Genomic DNA, 16,160 nt, shown 5'->3' with positions numbered 1-16,160 from the left:
CTTAGTTAGCAACCACATTCAGAAGCTTGCCTGGTACGTAAATTACTTTACGGATTGTCACGCCGTCTGTGAATTTAGTCACATTATCTTCTGCGAAGGCGAGGGCTTCAACTTGCTCTTTAGTGGCATCTGCTGGCACTGTTAACTTAGCACGAAGCTTGCCGTTAACTTGTACGATGATTAGCTTTTCATCTTCAACAAGTGCCGACTCATCCACGGTTGGCCAAGAAGCATCTAAGATGTCACCTTCTTTGCCAAGGTCTTGCCATAGTTGATGACACATGTGCGGCGTAATAGGTGCAAGCATGATAAGTAATGCTTCAAGCGCTTCGTTTGCTATCGCGACATCTTGTTTATCAGCAAGTGGCGCTTTTAATAACTTGTTTGAAAGTTCCATAATGGCAGCAATTGCTGTGTTGAACGTTTGACGGCGCTCAACATCATCGGTCACTTTTGCAATGGCTTTATGAAGCTCACGACGAAGTACTTTTTGATCGTTGCTTAAAGCGGCTTTATCAAGTGCTTGATAACCTACGGTTTCAACATCGACTGCGTATTTCCAAACACGTTTTAAGAAACGCATTGCGCCTTCTACACCTGAATCAGACCATTCAAGAGTTTGCTCTGGAGGTGCTGTGAACATCATGAATAAACGTACCGTATCGGCACCGTATTCGGCAATAACTTGTTGTGGGTCGATACCGTTGTTTTTCGATTTCGACATTTTACTCATGCCTGCAGAGAATACCGGCTCACCATCTACTTTATGCCATGCTTTTGTCACACGACCTTTTTCGTCAGTTTCAGTTTGTACGTCGGTTGGTGATATCCACACATCACCGCCTTTCTCATCTTTACGATAGAACGTTTCTGCTAATACCATGCCTTGGCACAGCAAACGCTCGAATGGCTCGTCAGAGTTAACTAAGCCAAAATCACGTAATAGTTTGTGGAAAAAGCGAGAGTAAAGTAAGTGTAAAATCGCATGCTCAATACCACCGATGTATTGGTTTACAGGTAACCAGTAGTTTGCAGCGCCAGGCTCAATCATTCCTTCGTCAAAACGAGGGCTACAGTAACGTGCGTAGTACCACGATGATTCCATAAAGGTATCGAATGTATCAGTTTCGTGAAATGCAGGTACGCCATTTACGGTTGTTTTAGCCCATTCAGGATCCGCTTTGATTGGCGATGTAACACCATTCATAACCACATCTTCAGGTAAGCGTACTGGTAACATGTCTTCAGTAGCGGCAATCTCTTGGCCATTTTCGTCGCTTAACATAGGGATTGGAGAACCCCAGTAACGCTGACGGCTCACGCCCCAGTCACGTAAACGGAAGTTTACTTTACGCTCACCAACGCCCAGTGCTTCTAACTTGTCTGCTACCGCATTAAATGCCGCATCAAACTCCAGACCATCAAACTCACCTGAGTTTACTAACACGCCTTTTTCTGTGAAAGCTTGATTTGCAAGGTCAACCGTATCTTCGCTGCCAGCTGCTGGTGCAATAACTTGCGTAATTTCTAGGCCGTAAGTACTTGCAAACTCGTAGTCACGTTGGTCATGCGCAGGCACCGCCATTACCGCACCTGAACCGTAGTCCATGAGTACAAAGTTAGCGACCCAAATAGGGACTTGCTTGCCTGTTAATGGATGGATTGCGTAAAAGCCAGTTGCAATGCCTTTTTTGTCCATGGTTGCCATGTCGGCTTCAGCAACTTTGGTGTTTTTACACTCATCAACAAACATCGCAACAGCATCGCTATTTTTAGCCGCTTCTTGTGCAATTGGGTGACCGGCTGCTACAGCAACGTAAGTCACACCCATAAAGGTATCTGGGCGTGTTGTGTAAACACGGAATGTGTCATCGTTGTCGGCACGTTTGAATTCAATTTCTAAGCCTTCAGAACGACCAATCCAATTGCGTTGCATGGTTTTAACTTGCTCAGGCCAGTGATCAAGTTTATCTAAATCATCTAAAAGCTCTTGAGCATAATCAGTGATTTTGATGAACCATTGTGGAATTTCTTTTTGCTCAACAATCGCACCTGAACGCCAGCCACGACCATCAATTACTTGCTCGTTGGCAAGCACTGTTTGGTCAACTGGATCCCAGTTTACTGTTGACATCTTTTTGTATACTAAGCCTTTTTCATAAAGCTTAGTGAAGAACCATTGTTCCCATTTGTAGTACTCTGGGTGGCACGTCGCGATTTCGCGATCCCAGTCATAACCAAAGCCTAATTGCTTTAATTGGTTACGCATGTAGTCAATGTTTTCGTATGTCCATTTAGCCGGTGCCGTATTATTTTTAATTGCGGCATTTTCAGCTGGAAGACCAAACGCATCCCAACCCATAGGTTGCATTACGTTTTTACCTTGCAAGCGTTGGAAACGTGATACTACGTCACCAATAGTGTAGTTACGAACGTGACCCATATGCAGTCGGCCGCTTGGGTATGGGAACATTGATAAGCAGTAATACTTTTCTTTGCTCTCATCTTCAGTGACTTTAAATACTTGGTTTTCATCCCAGTAGGCTTGTACTTTTGACTCTATGTCTTGCGGGTTATATTGCTCTTGCATCTACGATTCCAGACTTCTTGCAAATTGATAAAAAATTGTCGCTAAGGATAACCCAAAATACAGGCTAATCACAGCGGCAAATAAGGGCTTTTCCGAAATTATCACTTTCAGGGCAGGTTAACCTATACTCAACTATAGTAAGTATTGATTTTTCATCACTTTTGAAGGAGTAAACGATGGCAGATTATAAAACATGGCTCAGCGATTTAAGTGCATGGCTTAAAGATGTAAAAGACCACGAGTTGAAGGAGGCAATGGAGAAGTTTGTTGAATCTGAGCAGGCACTTAAAGATCTAGGAAAAGAAAAACTTGAGCTGTATCGCGACTACCTTAAACGCGATATTGATCATATCAAAGAAAACGATAAACATTATGACTCCTTAGCGTGGCTTGAACTAAAAGAGTCGCTTTGGTACGAGTTATCGCACATCGAAGACAAAACCCAGTTAGAATGGCAGGCCCTAAATCAAGATTTTAAGCACAATGGTGTCTATCATCAGGGAGAATGGATAGCCATGGGCACATTAGTATGTAAAAATTGCCAACATAGTTACGATGTTTACCATGCTACTCAAATTACCCCTTGTACTGAATGCGGTGGTATTTACTTTAGCCGTAAGGCATTACAACCTTAATCTGTAACGCAAGCAAAAGCTGGGCGTTACCCATAATGCCCAGCTAATCCTGGGAAATAAGAAGTTAGAATGACAAAAAAACTAATCCCATTGCCAGTCTCTACCTTAGCGCCAGAAATTGCCGCCAGTCATGTTGCTACCTGCATGAATAATCCATACCCAGAGGCTTTAACGTTTATTGGCCAACAACGTGCTCAAAGTGCGCTCGATTTTTCATTAGGTATGGAGCTACCTGGTTACAATGTTTATGTTATGGGTGAGGCTGCACTGGGTCGTTTTACCTTAGTGAAAGACAAGCTAACAGCCCATTCAAAAGGCCGCCCAACGCCTAATGAGTGGCTGTATGTCAATAATTACGACGACCACCGCGAGCCTATCGCGCTGTTTATGCAAGCTGGGCAAAGCAAGCAGCTTGCAGATGATATTGATTCATTTATTGATGAAGTGCTTGATACATTCCCAGCTGCATTCGATAACCCAGGTTATCAGCGTAAGAAGAAATCAATAGACCGTGAATTCACCGATACTTACGATGCAGCTATAACCGCAGTAGAAATTGCCGCGCTTGAGCAAAGTGTAGCGCTTATCGAAGAAAATGGCGTGGTGGGGTTTGCACCATTGGTTAATGGTAAGCAATTAAGCGACAGTGAGTTTGCGGCACTCGAAGAGCCATTGCGTATTGAATTTTATGACGTGATTGAAAAGCTCGAAGATGCGTTAATCGAAGCGCTGATTGAGTTACCGCGTTGGAAACGTGAATCATCTGAAAAACTGCGTAATCTTAAAAAATCAACGGCTGAGTTAGCGACCAAGCCACTTATTAAAGCGCTCGAGCACAAATATGCAACGCATATTGGCGTGCTGCGTTATTTAAAAGACATACGTGAAGAAATCATTGATGCGGTGCTGGAGTGGCTCGACGATGATGACAACGACGAAAACAAAGAAGATTTTGACCGTAAGGGCATGCTAACCGACTTTTTCGCCCCCAATATTTTAGTCGAATTTAAAGAAGGGGATGCAGCGCCTGTTGTTTACGAGCCTAACCCAACGTTTGGCAATATTTTTGGCAAAATTGAATACGCGACATCGCAGGGCTCGCTCATAACCAGTTATCGCTCAATTCAGCCGGGTGCACTGCACCGTGCTAATGGCGGCTACTTGATTATGGACGCTGAAAAAGTAATGGCGAATCCACAAGTGTGGGATGGCCTAAAATTGTCTTTAAAAACGCATCAAATTAAGAACGACTTACCGTATCAAGACAGTTCAGTGGGGAGCAGTTTTACTTTACGTCCGCAGCTTATTCCGCTGGATGTAAAAATTGTGCTGCTGGGTTCACGTGATTTGTATTACACCATTGGTGAGTACGATGAAGAGTTTGCTGAGCTGTTTCGTGTGCTTGCTGACTTTGATTATTACTTACCAAGCAGCGATAAGCTGCAGTACCAGTTTATTACCAAAGTGACTGAATACTGTGAGAAAACCTTAAATTGCACTGCAAACGAAGCGGCAATGGCACGTTTACTCAAGTTTAGTTATCGCCAAGCTGAGCATCAAAATAAGCTGTCTGCACGTTTTGCAGATGTCCTTGAGTTGGTGGCCGAAGCCAGTTTTTATGCCAAGCAAGATGGACATACACTGATTGATGCGCACCACATTGATGAAGCCATTCTTGGTAAACAGTACCGTACTGGGCAAATTTCAGAAACCATGCTTAGCGATATTAAAGAGGGGCAGATCCTCATTGCTACCGAAGGTCAGGCCGTGGGTAAAGTAAACGGCTTAACGGTGCTGCATATCGGTGATACATCGTTTGGTACGCCTGCACGTATAACTGCCACGGTTTATGCTGGTGCCGATGGGGTCATTGACGTTGAGCGTGAGGCCGAGCTGGGTAAAGCAATTCACTCAAAAGGCGTGATGCTTCTAACGGGCTACTTAGGTAACAAATATGCGCAGCAATTTAGTTTAACGCTCAGTGCTAATATCGCGATTGAACAGAGTTACGGTTATATCGACGGTGATAGTGCGTCACTGGCCGAGCTCTGTGCGCTTATCTCGGCAATAACCAACTTACCTATTAGCCAGTCAATTGCGCTTACAGGCTCAATTAACCAACATGGTGACGTGCAATCTATTGGTGGTGTTAACGAGAAAATCGAAGGCTTCTTTAAACTCTGTAAAATGCGTGGCTTAACGGGCGAGCAAGGCGTGATCATTCCAAAGTCAAACCAAGTGAACCTGGTGCTTGATGATGAAGTGCTCGACGCCGTTGAAAAAGGCCGCTTTAATATTTATGCCGTTGAAACAGTAGACCAGGCGTTAAGTCTATTAATGGACAAAGACGCGGGTGAAATGACGGAGCAGGGCTATCAAGACGGCTCTATTAATGCCTTAGCATTAGCCCGACTTGCAAACATTGCCGATATTGTTAATGGCGATAATGATGATGAAAAGGAAGCGGAATGATTAACTTAATTCTTTTATTGGTCATAGGTGTATTTTGTTTTTTGATTTTTAAAAATAGCAAAAAAGCGAAATTACAAGCACTTGAAAATGAAACTTTGGCCGCTGATTTTTTAGCGACAAATGGTAAAGCTGATGATGTCCATGAAACAACATCTGGGCTGCAATACAAAATTGAGCACAGCGCGGGTAATGAAGCTAAGCCACATACTAGCAGTAAGGTGAATGTGCATTACCATGGTACGCTCATGGATGGCAGTGTATTTGACAGTTCAGTCGTACGCAATTCGCCAATTAGCTTTGGTTTAAACCAAGTGATTGCCGGCTGGACTGAAGGCTTACAGCTAATGAGCGAAGGCGATAAGTTCACCTTTTATATCCCGCCACAGCTTGCCTATGGGCGTAAACGTGTTGGTAGCATTCCGCCAGGCTCGTTACTAATATTTGAGGTTGAACTTCTTAAGATTGAATCGTAAGCGCCAGCCAAACGACAAAAAAGAAAGGGCTTCATAAATGGAGCCCTTTTTTTGATTTAATTCCGCGGGATTAATGAGGCTATACCCATTAGGTATAGCCTCAAAATAGCACTCCAATTAAACGCAGTCGTATTCTTTACGCGTTTGCTTTGGTTTTTCTTATTAACCCTATGACAGTTAGTAATAAAACAGCCAGCCATACCGGCCAATTACCTAAACGACTGTATAGCGTGTCACCTTGAATTAGGGTGATATTCGCTTCAAGCACATCGGCTTTAAACTGTGGCATGCTCAATTGCGATTTTGCGATAGGGTCGTACACAGCGCTAATACCGGTATTCGTTACGCGAATAAGCGGGCGCTGAAGCTCAAGGGCGCGCATACGGGCTATTTGCATATGCTGATGCGGCCCATGAGAATCTCCAAACCAGGCATCATTACTAACAGTAAACAAAATATCAGAATCACTTCTGTAGTTTCCACGCACTAAATCGGCAAAGGCAATTTCGTAGCAAATAGCAGGCAAAATATTTAAACCATTGGCGCGCAAGTTATCTTGTACTTCATCACCACGGGTGAACGATGACATTGGTAAGTCAAATAGGGGAGCAATAGGGCGCAGTAAATCTTGAAATGGCACAAACTCACCAATGGGTAACAATTGATGCTTTTGATAGCGGTTATGCCCTAAATACTGATAGTGACCTTCATTGTCACTGGGCTCTTTTTTACCAAGTACAATGAGGGTATTAAAAATATTGCGGGTGTCGTACTGGTAATCAACAATGCCAGTGATAAGTGCGGTGTTATTAAATGTTGCGGCACTGTCAAGGCCAGATAAATATTGCGTCGCAAGGGCTTCTAGCTCAGGCACGGCGGCTTCAGGCCAAACGATTAAATCAGCATTCCAATGCAGGCGTGTCATGTCTTGGTATTTGCTCATGGTATTCCAAAACTCAGACGGCTCAAACCGTAAATGTTGCTTGATGTTACCCTGTACGAGCACGGTTTTAATCGTTTTATCTTGGTATTTAACTGGGCTGTTACCTGCAATAAAATATAAGCCAATGAGCACGGCGACAGAGACTATCAAAGGTTTAATGTCTTTACTTATTAAGCGATATAGCGCAAAGGCGATTAATACACATATAAGCGTGATACCAAACTCACCAATCACAGGGGCTAAAAAGTTTAGTGGGCTGTCTGTTTGTGTATAGCCAAAACTAAGCCATGGAAACCCAGTCAGTAGCGTGCCACGCAGATACTCAGTGACCGCAATACTTGCCAATAATAAGCACACAAAACTATAGGGCCCTGAAGCCAGTCGAGTACTAAGCCAAGCAGCTAAAGCTGGATAAAGTGCAAGGTAGGCGCATAAAATACCCATTAAACCAAGAGAGGCAATTAATGGCATTCCACCAAAGGTGGCTATTGAAACATGCACCCAGCTGATACCGGCACCAAACCACCCTAAACCAAAGATGAAGCCATATTTTGCGCTGCGCTTTGCTGCGTCTTTACCGTTTGCAAGAGGGTTGATGCAATAAAGCAGTGCACCAAGAGAAAGAAAGGCAATGTGCCACAGATTAAAGGGGGCGTAACTTAAGGTTAAAAAGAGGCCCGCAATAAGTGCGAGCCAGGCTTTTTTATCTTTTGCAAGAACGCAGAGGTTAGTTAGCAGTTTCTTCACTGTCGTTATCATCAGCCTTAGGAATGGTGACTTGCAATTGTAAGATGCGACGATTGTCAGAATTGGTGACTTTAAATTGTAAGCCTTCAATGTCTATCGTCTCACCACGGCTTGGCATATGACCAAACGCATGTAAAACCGTACCACCAATTGTATCGGCGTCAGAGGTGCTGTAACCCGTTTTAAAATATTCGTTAAAGTCATCAACAGGTGTTAGAGCTTGAACTGCGTAAACATGTTTCGCAACTTGTCGAATATCTTGTTGTTCCTCTTCTTCATCGTGTTCGTCTTCTATTTCACCCACAATGATTTCGAGAATATCTTCGATGGTTACTAATCCTGACACACCCCCGTATTCATCAATGACGATGGCCATGTGATAACGTTGTTGACGAAACTCATTTAACAGCGTATCAACTCGTTTGCTTTCAGGAACCACCATCGCAGGACGTAAATAGTCACGTAGTGATGGCAATAGTTCATCTTTATTTAGAATTAAAGGCAATAAATCCTTTGCGAGTAATATACCTTCGATGTGATCTTTATCTTCACAAACCACGGGGAAACGAGAATGTGTAGAGTCAACCATCATCGGGAGTAGCTCTTCTAATGGGGCGTCAATTTCAAGCGTCACCATTTGAGAACGTGGTATCATGATGTCTCGAACTTTTAGTTCTGACACACCTAATACCCCTTCAATCATTTCTTTTGTTTCAGGGTCGATAAGGTCGCGTTCTTGCGCATCGGCAATTACTTCTACCAGCTCTTCTCTATTCTGGGGTTCCCCTTGTAACATCTGGGCTATGCGGCCCAGCCACGTTTTACCAGAAGAACCCTGGCTAGTTTGCGAGTTGTCGTCGCTCATTGCGTCTAATTGCTCCGTAAATTTAAATATCGTCTCGATATGGGTCAGCAATGTTCAGATCGGCAAGTAATTGCTTCTCTATGCTTTCCATTTCGAGTGCATCTTCGTCCTTTATATGGTCAAATCCAAGTAAATGCAAGCATCCATGGATCACCATATGGGCAAAATGGTCGTGAAAGGTTTTTTCTTGCTCAATTGACTCAGCTAAAACGATAGCTGGACATATGATTAAATCACCCACTAAAGGTAACTCAATACCAGGGGGGGCTTCAAATGGAAACGATAAGACATTAGTCGGTTTATCTTTACCACGGTAGTCATTATTGAGTTGTTGGCTTTGTGCTTCATCACTGATCACAATTGTCAGTTCAGCATCTTCACGGTAGTGACTGAGGGCTTTATCAGCCCACAGTTGAAATTGTTCAAAGCTTGGTAAGTTGTCAAACTCACACGCTATTTGTAAATCTAATTCGGTCACGAGTTTGCTTCTTGTTGGTTTGCTTGTGCTTCTTTTGCGCGTTGTTTTTCAGCCCGTTTTAAACGTTCAGCTTCATCGTTGCGCTCATAGGCTTCAACAATACGCGCCACAACAGGGTGGCGTACCACATCATGTGATTGGAAAAAGTTAAAGCTAATTTCATCGACACCGTTAAGTACCTCAATCGCATGGCGAAGGCCCGAGCGCGCACCACGCGGTAAATCTACTTGGGTGATATCGCCTGTAATAACGGCCTTAGAATTAAAACCAATACGGGTTAAGAACATTTTCATTTGCTCTGCGGTGGTATTTTGGCTTTCATCTAGGATGATAAATGCGTCATTCAATGTACGTCCACGCATGTACGCTAACGGTGCTACTTCGATAATATTTTTTTCGATCAGTTTTTCAACGCGCTCGAAGCCGAGCATTTCAAATAATGCATCATAAAGAGGGCGTAAATAAGGGTCGATTTTTTGGCTCAAGTCGCCAGGTAAGAAACCCAGTTTTTCACCTGCTTCAACGGCAGGGCGAGTAAGCAGAATACGGCGAATTTCTTGACGCTCCAGTGCATCAACAGCAGCAGCAACGGCAAGGTAGGTTTTACCTGTGCCTGCAGGGCCAATACCAAAGGTAATATCGTGATGCAGAATATTAGCCACATACACGCCTTGGTTATCGTTACGCGGTTTAATAACGCCACGGCGAGTTTTTATCACCATGTCTTTACCATAAACGCCCGGGTTGTCGTCTTGATCAAGGGCGTTTGATTCGCTAATCGCTAAGTGCACAGCGTCGGGTTCAATTTCGCCAATTTCACCACGAACTGGTTGAGTATCAACATAAAGGTTTTTTAAGATTTCGACACTGGCTGCTGCACAGTGAAGTTTACCAGTGACTCTAAAAAAATTATCGCGATGGGCAATTTCAACACCTAGTCGGCGTTCAATTTGTTTGATGTTTTCGTCAAACGGACCACATAAAGATGAAAGGCGTTTGTTGTCGGCGGGTTCTAAATAAATCTCTAAAGTTTTTAATTGATTACTCAAAATTGCTTCCTATTGATGGGTGCTGGCAAAGGCCAGCACCAAAATTCACCCTAAGGGACGAAAGTTGCAACGCCAATTTCGTTAGGGGCTTGTGCAGCGTCTGCTTCGGCTGCTTTACTAAGAATAGACGATGGCGCAATATCACGGCGCAGGTTCATTTCTGATTCTGTACGAATTAATTCACCGCGTAAAGAGTTTGGCAACGCTTCAGTAATACGTACATCAACGAATTGACCGATCACTGAATGTGGGCCTTCAAAGTTAACCACACGGTTGTTTTCAGTACGGCCACGTAACTCCATAGGGTTCTTCTTAGAAGGACCTTCAACTAAGATTCGCTGTTCAGTGCCAAACATTTGGCGACTGATTTGCTGTGCCATTTGCGTAATACGGTTTTGTAAAAGGTATAAACGCTCTTTTTTCTCTTGCTCTGATACGTCGTCCGGTAAATCAGCTGCTGGTGTACCAGGGCGTGCACTGTAGATAAAGCTGAAGCTCATATCAAAACCAATATCATTGATAAGGTTCATTGTTGCTTCAAAGTCTGCTTTGCTTTCGCCAGGGAAACCAATGATAAAATCAGAAGACATGCTTAAGTTAGGGCGAATTTTACGTAATTTACGAATCGTTGATTTGTACTCTAGAGCTGTATGACCACGTTTCATTAAATTAAGAATACGGTCAGAGCCACTTTGCACTGGTAAATGTAAGTGGTCGACAAGCTCTGGTACATCGGCATATGCATCGATGATGTCAGGAGTAAACTCTACTGGGTGCGAAGTGGTGTAACGAATGCGGTCAATACCATCAATCGCGGCAACATAACGCAGTAGGTCAGAGAAGTAACAAATTTCGCCATCATGCGTTTCACCGCGGTAAGCGTTTACGTTTTGACCTAGTAAGTTTACTTCACGCACGCCTTGCTCTGCGAGCTGGGCGACTTCGAGTAGTACGTCATCAAGTGGACGGCTTACTTCTTCACCGCGCGTGTATGGCACAACACAGAAAGTACAGTATTTAGAACAGCCTTCCATAATCGATACGAACGCACTTGGGCCTTCTGCTTTTGGCTCAGGTAAACGGTCGAACTTTTCGATTTCAGGGAATGATACGTCAACAACAGATGTACTGTCGCCACTTTGCACTTGCTTAATCATCTCTGGTAAACGGTGTAACGTTTGCGGGCCAAAAATTACATCGACAAACGGCGCACGTTGACGAATTGAGTCACCTTCTTGTGACGCTACACAGCCACCTACACCAATGATAAGGTCAGGTTTATCGTCTTTTAATAGCTTCCAACGGCCTAGCTGGTGGAATACTTTTTCTTGCGCTTTTTCACGAATTGAACAGGTGTTGAGTAAGATCACATCTGCATCTTCAGCTTCATCAGTTAACTGATAGCCGTTAGTCGCATCCAGTAGATCCGCCATTTTCTGAGAGTCGTACTCGTTCATCTGACAACCCCAGGTTTTAATATGCAGCTTTTTACTCATTGAAATATAGCCTCGTTTTCAATTCGGTAGTGACACAAAAATGTGTTAGAAACATGATTAAGCGGCTTTAATGCCGACTTAAAGGACGCGTATTTTAGCTGGATACCCGCACAGATCCAAGTATAGTTTTTATCTTTGTGGTGTGAAATCAAACAAGTCACTGTTTTAAAATTCTTAACGCGTAAATGCACTGACACAGTTTAGTGAATTACGTTACAATTTATGCCGTATTCAAATAGCCAAATGAGCGACTATTAAATGAAGAAAAATAAGGTAATTGTTGTTGGTGGTGGCATGGTAGGTGCTGCCACAGCTGTTAAACTGGCACAGCAGGGCAGGGACGTCACTATTATTGAAAAGCACCTTATCGATGCTGATGACATTCTCAGTTCAGATAAGGTGGATATTCGCATTTCGGCTATTAATCGTTTTTCAGAAAACTTACTTGATGAGCTGGGGGCAATGCCGTTATTGCGCCAAAATCGTATCGCTCCATACCAACAGCTTGAGGCGTATCAGCAACAAGGCGAAAACTTATTGTTTGATTGCCATGATATTGGTGAAACACATCTGGGTCATTTAATCGAAAATAGCCTAATTCAAGCGAGTCTTTGGCAGCAATTTTCTCAATATGGCATTGAGGTTATTGAGCAGACAACACCGGTTACAGCGATAAGCCAAGAGAGTGATTCAATCACGCTTCATTACGGTGACACCCAATATACGGCTGATTTAGTGGTTGCTGCAGATGGCGGACAATCACAATTACGTAGCAAAGCTGGCTTAGGTGTAACAGGGTGGCAATATGGTCAACACTGTATGGGTGTGTTAATTAAACTGGATGCGCCGCAACAAGTTAAAACGTGGCAACAATTTACGCCAACGGGCCCTGTGGCGTTTTTGCCTATGCAAGCCCCGTATGCAAATTTAATTTGTTACCACAACGCGTCGGTTTTAAACCGTTGGAATAAACTCCCCACAGAACAACTAAAAGCCCAACTCATTGCGCATTTTCCTGAGTTGCCGGGTGAATTTGAGTTACTTGAGCATGCTGTTTTTCCATTGGCTCGTCAGCACGCAAATGATTATTCGCAAGGGCGCTTAGTCTTAGTGGGCGACTCAGCACACACTATTAATCCCTTGGCAGGCCAAGGGGTTAATTTAGGTTTTCAAGATGTGGTTGCACTTGCAGAGGTTCTTGCTGGCCACGATGATGTTGGTCAGCATGCGGTATTAAAGCAGTATGAGAAGAAACGTCGTCGCGCTAATTTACTTATGATGAGTATGATGGATGCCTGTTACTTCGGATTCTCAAATGAACTACAGCCACTCAGTTGGGCACGTAGTAAGTTTTTAAAACTAGCGAACAATATTGGCCCGGCTAAGAACTGGGTATTAAAATATGCCATTAGTGGGACACTCAGTTAAACAAAATAATACACATAAACGATAAAGAAACGGGTTAATGAAAATTAGCCTGTTTTTTTTGCGCTAAATAAAATGAATTAAATTTTGGAGAAATTAGAAATTAGAAATTAGAAATTAGAAATTAGAAATTAGAAATTAGAAATTAGAAATTAGAAATTAGAAATTAGAAATTAGAAATTAGAAATTAGAAAGGAAGTTGGCTGGGATACCAGGATTTGAACCTGGGAATGGCAGGATCAAAACCTGCTGCCTTACCGCTTGGCGATATCCCAACGCTAAACTTGAAGAGTTTTAGTTCTACTTAAGAACATGGTGCGGAAGGAGAGACTTGAACTCTCACAACCGAAGTTACTGGAACCTAAATCCAGCGCGTCTACCAATTCCGCCACTCCCGCATCATTAAGTTGTATTTTTATACTCTATACAGAGTTTTTCTTATTCACTCTCTTGGTAGAGAAAGTGGCTGGGATACCAGGATTTGAACCTGGGAATGGCAGGATCAAAACCTGCTGCCTTACCGCTTGGCGATATCCCAACAAAGAAAAAGTTGATAGTTTTGGTTCTTATCAAGAACATGGTGCGGAAGGAGAGACTTGAACTCTCACAACCGAAGTTACTGGAACCTAAATCCAGCGCGTCTACCAATTCCGCCACTCCCGCATCATTAAATTGCATTTTTATACTCTATACAGAGTTTTTCTTATTCACTCTCTTGGTAGAGAAAGTGGCTGGGATACCAGGATTTGAACCTGGGAATGGCAGGATCAAAACCTGCTGCCTTACCGCTTGGCGATATCCCAACAAAGAAAAAGTTGATAGTTTTGGTTCTTATCTAGAACATGGTGCGGAAGGAGAGACTTGAACTCTCACAACCGAAGTTACTGGAACCTAAATCCAGCGCGTCTACCAATTCCGCCACTCCCGCATTTTGTGTTTAAAAACACTGGTAGTTATTTTTAACTCTTCATTGAGTGCAGTTTAAACTCCTGCAGAGCCATTCTAAAAGAAGAATGGTGGCTAAGACGGGATTTGAACCTGTGACCCCATCATTATGAGTGATGTGCTCTAACCAACTGAGCTACTTAGCCATTGTGGCTGGGATACCAGGATTTGAACCTGGGAATGGCAGGATCAAAACCTGCTGCCTTACCGCTTGGCGATATCCCAACAAAAATTTGATAATTTTAGTTCTTATCAGAACATGGTGCGGAAGGAGAGACTTGAACTCTCACAACCGAAGTTACTGGAACCTAAATCCAGCGCGTCTACCAATTCCGCCACTCCCGCATTTTGTGTTTAAAAAACACTGGTAGTTATTTTTAACTCTTCATTGAGCAACAAAAAGAATGGTGGCTAAGACGGGATTTGAACCTGTGACCCCATCATTATGAGTGATGTGCTCTAACCAACTGAGCTACTTAGCCATCTTTTTTGTTAGCACTTCATCGCTGAGTGCGGGGCGTATTATGCTGATATGACCTAAATCCGTCAACACCTTTTTTGCAAAAAAACGCTTAACAGGGTTTGTTTGCATTAAAATTAAGCTAAGCGGCTAAATTTTATTTAAATTGCTGTTTTTTTGACAGACAAAGACACCACTAAAAGTATATTACGTATTGTTGCTAATAAAAGCCCACTTTTAATCTGTTTGATTTTCATACAAAAATTAAGTGTGTAAATTTAAAAACTATTTTGTTGAGAGTTTTTATAACACATAAACGTATTTACAGTGATAGGAGTAGAATACTATACACAGAGCAAATAGATAAAATGGCTCTGTTTACAGCGCTAAAAATAGCCTGCGCGTCGTGGTGTCAATTCAGAAAACAAAAAAGGCTCGTGATAACGAGCCTTTTAAAGAGAGTGTGCTACACAACTTATACGTTAAATAAGAAGTTCATAACATCACCGTCTTTCACGATGTACTCTTTACCTTCTTGACGCATTTTACCTGCTTCTTTCGCACCGCTTTCACCTTTGAACTCAATATAATCATCAAAAGCGATAGTTTGTGCACGGATAAAGCCACGTTCGAAATCAGTATGAATTTTACCTGCCGCTTGTGGTGCTGTTGCGCCGACAGGAATTGTCCATGCACGTACTTCTTTTACGCCTGCTGTGAAGTAGGTTTGTAATTTAAGTAATTCGTACCCACCACGGATCACTAAGTTAAGGCCCGGCTCTTCAAGACCTAAGTCAGCCATAAACTCAAGCTTGTCTTCTTCTTCAAGCTCAGATAGCTCTGATTCGATAGCCGCACAGACAGGAATAACAACCGCATCTTCTGCAGCTGCGATTTCACGCACTTTGTCTAGGTATGGATTATTTTCAAAACCATCTTCTGCTACGTTTGCGATGTACATTGTTGGTTTAATTGTTAAGAAGTTTAAAGGCTTAATAGCTGCTTTTTCTTCTTTTGTTAGTTCTAAAGAACGTAACGTTAAACCTTCATCAAGGTGTGCTTTTACTTTTTCGAGAACAGCGTTTTGTTCTTTTGCATCTTTATCGCCACCTTTCGCTTTTTTCGCATTACGGAAACTTGCTTTATCAGCGCTGTCCATATCAGCCAGTACTAATTCGGTGTTAATGACATCAATATCGTCAGCAGGGTCGATAGTGCCGGCAACGTGAACGATGTTTTCGTCTTCAAAACAGCGCACTACATGACCGATTGCATCAGTTTCACGAATATTCGCAAGGAACTGGTTACCTAAACCTTCACCTTTTGAAGCGCCTTTTACAAGGCCTGCAATATCAACGAATTCCATCGTTGTTGGTAAAATGCGTTGCGGATTTACGATTTCGGCTAATGCATTTAAGCGTGCATCAGGCACCGGTACCACACCTGTGTTCGGCTCAATGGTACAGAAAGGGAAGTTAGCGGCTTCAATTCCCGCTTTAGTTAGTGCATTAAATAATGTTGATTTACCAACGTTTGGCAAGCCAACGATGCCACATTTAAAACCCATAGTAAGATACCTTGT

At 42.9% G+C, this 16,160-nt stretch carries 11 protein-coding genes and 10 tRNA genes; 4 read left to right on the top strand and 17 right to left on the bottom strand.

What is annotated here, in order from left to right:
* Window position 1 precedes the first annotated feature (1 nt).
* On the bottom strand, window positions 2-2,590 hold the full coding sequence (leuS, locus tag D0907_RS10550; protein WP_075593703.1) for a leucine--tRNA ligase: 2,589 nt from the start codon (window positions 2,588-2,590) through the stop codon (window positions 2-4).
* A gap of 176 nt (window positions 2,591-2,766) precedes the next feature.
* Here leuS and D0907_RS10545 point away from each other — a divergent pair, with 176 nt between their 5' ends.
* From D0907_RS10545 to bamJ, 3 genes are all read left to right on the top strand, one after another.
* A complete protein-coding gene (locus D0907_RS10545; RefSeq protein ID WP_074989684.1) occupies window positions 2,767-3,225 on the top strand; it encodes a zinc ribbon-containing protein in 459 nt (152 codons plus the stop codon).
* 69 nt (window positions 3,226-3,294) lie between these two features.
* On the top strand, window positions 3,295-5,697 hold the full coding sequence (locus tag D0907_RS10540) for a Lon protease family protein (protein WP_065978076.1): 2,403 nt from the start codon (window positions 3,295-3,297) through the stop codon (window positions 5,695-5,697).
* Complete coding sequence (gene bamJ / locus D0907_RS10535; protein ID WP_074989683.1) at window positions 5,694-6,170, top strand: BamJ family beta-barrel-assembly machinery protein; 477 nt, start codon at window positions 5,694-5,696, stop codon at window positions 6,168-6,170. Before D0907_RS10540 ends, bamJ begins: the two co-directional genes overlap by 4 nt.
* A gap of 136 nt (window positions 6,171-6,306) precedes the next feature.
* On the opposite strand, the gene lnt is transcribed toward bamJ, so the two are convergent.
* The 5 genes from lnt to miaB are packed head-to-tail and all read right to left on the bottom strand — an operon-like array spanning window position 6,307 to window position 11,748.
* Entirely contained in the window at window positions 6,307-7,860 is a 1,554-nt protein-coding gene (lnt, locus tag D0907_RS10530) for an apolipoprotein N-acyltransferase (RefSeq protein ID WP_177222593.1), read from the bottom strand.
* Window positions 7,841-8,725, bottom strand: a complete 885-nt coding sequence (corC, locus tag D0907_RS10525) for a CNNM family magnesium/cobalt transport protein CorC (protein WP_036967376.1) — start codon at window positions 8,723-8,725, stop codon at window positions 7,841-7,843. Before corC ends, lnt begins: the two co-directional genes overlap by 20 nt.
* A gap of 22 nt (window positions 8,726-8,747) precedes the next feature.
* Window positions 8,748-9,203 (bottom strand): rRNA maturation RNase YbeY, encoded by a 456-nt coding sequence (gene ybeY, locus D0907_RS10520; RefSeq protein ID WP_036967379.1) that lies wholly within the window; start codon window positions 9,201-9,203, stop codon window positions 8,748-8,750.
* The gene (locus tag D0907_RS10515) at window positions 9,200-10,252 is read right to left on the bottom strand and encodes a PhoH family protein (protein ID WP_074989681.1); all 1,053 of its coding nucleotides are present in this window, start codon (window positions 10,250-10,252) and stop codon (window positions 9,200-9,202) included. Before D0907_RS10515 ends, ybeY begins: the two co-directional genes overlap by 4 nt.
* 50 nt (window positions 10,253-10,302) lie before the next feature.
* Window positions 10,303-11,748, bottom strand: coding sequence for a tRNA (N6-isopentenyl adenosine(37)-C2)-methylthiotransferase MiaB (gene miaB / locus D0907_RS10510; RefSeq protein ID WP_036967384.1), 1,446 nt, complete (start codon window positions 11,746-11,748; stop codon window positions 10,303-10,305).
* A 258-nt stretch (window positions 11,749-12,006) separates the two neighbouring features.
* Here miaB and D0907_RS10505 point away from each other — a divergent pair, with 258 nt between their 5' ends.
* Window positions 12,007-13,176, top strand: coding sequence for an FAD-dependent oxidoreductase (locus D0907_RS10505; RefSeq protein ID WP_074989680.1), 1,170 nt, complete (start codon window positions 12,007-12,009; stop codon window positions 13,174-13,176).
* Between the two features lie 197 nt (window positions 13,177-13,373).
* On the opposite strand, the gene D0907_RS10500 is transcribed toward D0907_RS10505, so the two are convergent.
* From D0907_RS10500 to ychF, 11 genes are all read right to left on the bottom strand, one after another.
* Window positions 13,374-13,448 (bottom strand) — tRNA-Gln (locus D0907_RS10500).
* Window positions 13,449-13,486: 38 nt separating this feature from the next.
* A tRNA-Leu gene (locus tag D0907_RS10495) sits at window positions 13,487-13,571 on the bottom strand.
* Between the two features lie 65 nt (window positions 13,572-13,636).
* A tRNA-Gln gene (locus tag D0907_RS10490) sits at window positions 13,637-13,711 on the bottom strand.
* A 40-nt stretch (window positions 13,712-13,751) separates the two neighbouring features.
* Window positions 13,752-13,836: transfer RNA gene (locus D0907_RS10485), tRNA-Leu, on the bottom strand.
* A 65-nt stretch (window positions 13,837-13,901) separates the two neighbouring features.
* A tRNA-Gln gene (locus D0907_RS10480) sits at window positions 13,902-13,976 on the bottom strand.
* Between the two features lie 40 nt (window positions 13,977-14,016).
* Window positions 14,017-14,101 (bottom strand) — tRNA-Leu (locus tag D0907_RS10475).
* Between the two features lie 86 nt (window positions 14,102-14,187).
* Window positions 14,188-14,264 (bottom strand) — tRNA-Met (locus tag D0907_RS10470).
* Window positions 14,265-14,268: 4 nt separating this feature from the next.
* Window positions 14,269-14,343 (bottom strand) — tRNA-Gln (locus tag D0907_RS10465).
* 35 nt (window positions 14,344-14,378) lie between these two features.
* A tRNA-Leu gene (locus D0907_RS10460) sits at window positions 14,379-14,463 on the bottom strand.
* A 60-nt stretch (window positions 14,464-14,523) separates the two neighbouring features.
* A tRNA-Met gene (locus tag D0907_RS10455) sits at window positions 14,524-14,600 on the bottom strand.
* A 453-nt stretch (window positions 14,601-15,053) separates the two neighbouring features.
* Complete coding sequence (gene ychF / locus D0907_RS10450) at window positions 15,054-16,145, bottom strand: redox-regulated ATPase YchF (RefSeq protein WP_036967393.1); 1,092 nt, start codon at window positions 16,143-16,145, stop codon at window positions 15,054-15,056.
* Between the last annotated feature and the right edge of the window lie 15 nt (window positions 16,146-16,160).

Source organism: Pseudoalteromonas lipolytica (assembly GCF_003515105.1).
In the GTDB taxonomy this organism is placed as follows: Bacteria; Pseudomonadota; Gammaproteobacteria; order Enterobacterales; family Alteromonadaceae; genus Pseudoalteromonas; species Pseudoalteromonas lipolytica.
The sequence above is the reverse complement of the archived record's forward strand: the minus strand, read 5'-3'. Positions and strand labels throughout refer to the sequence as shown.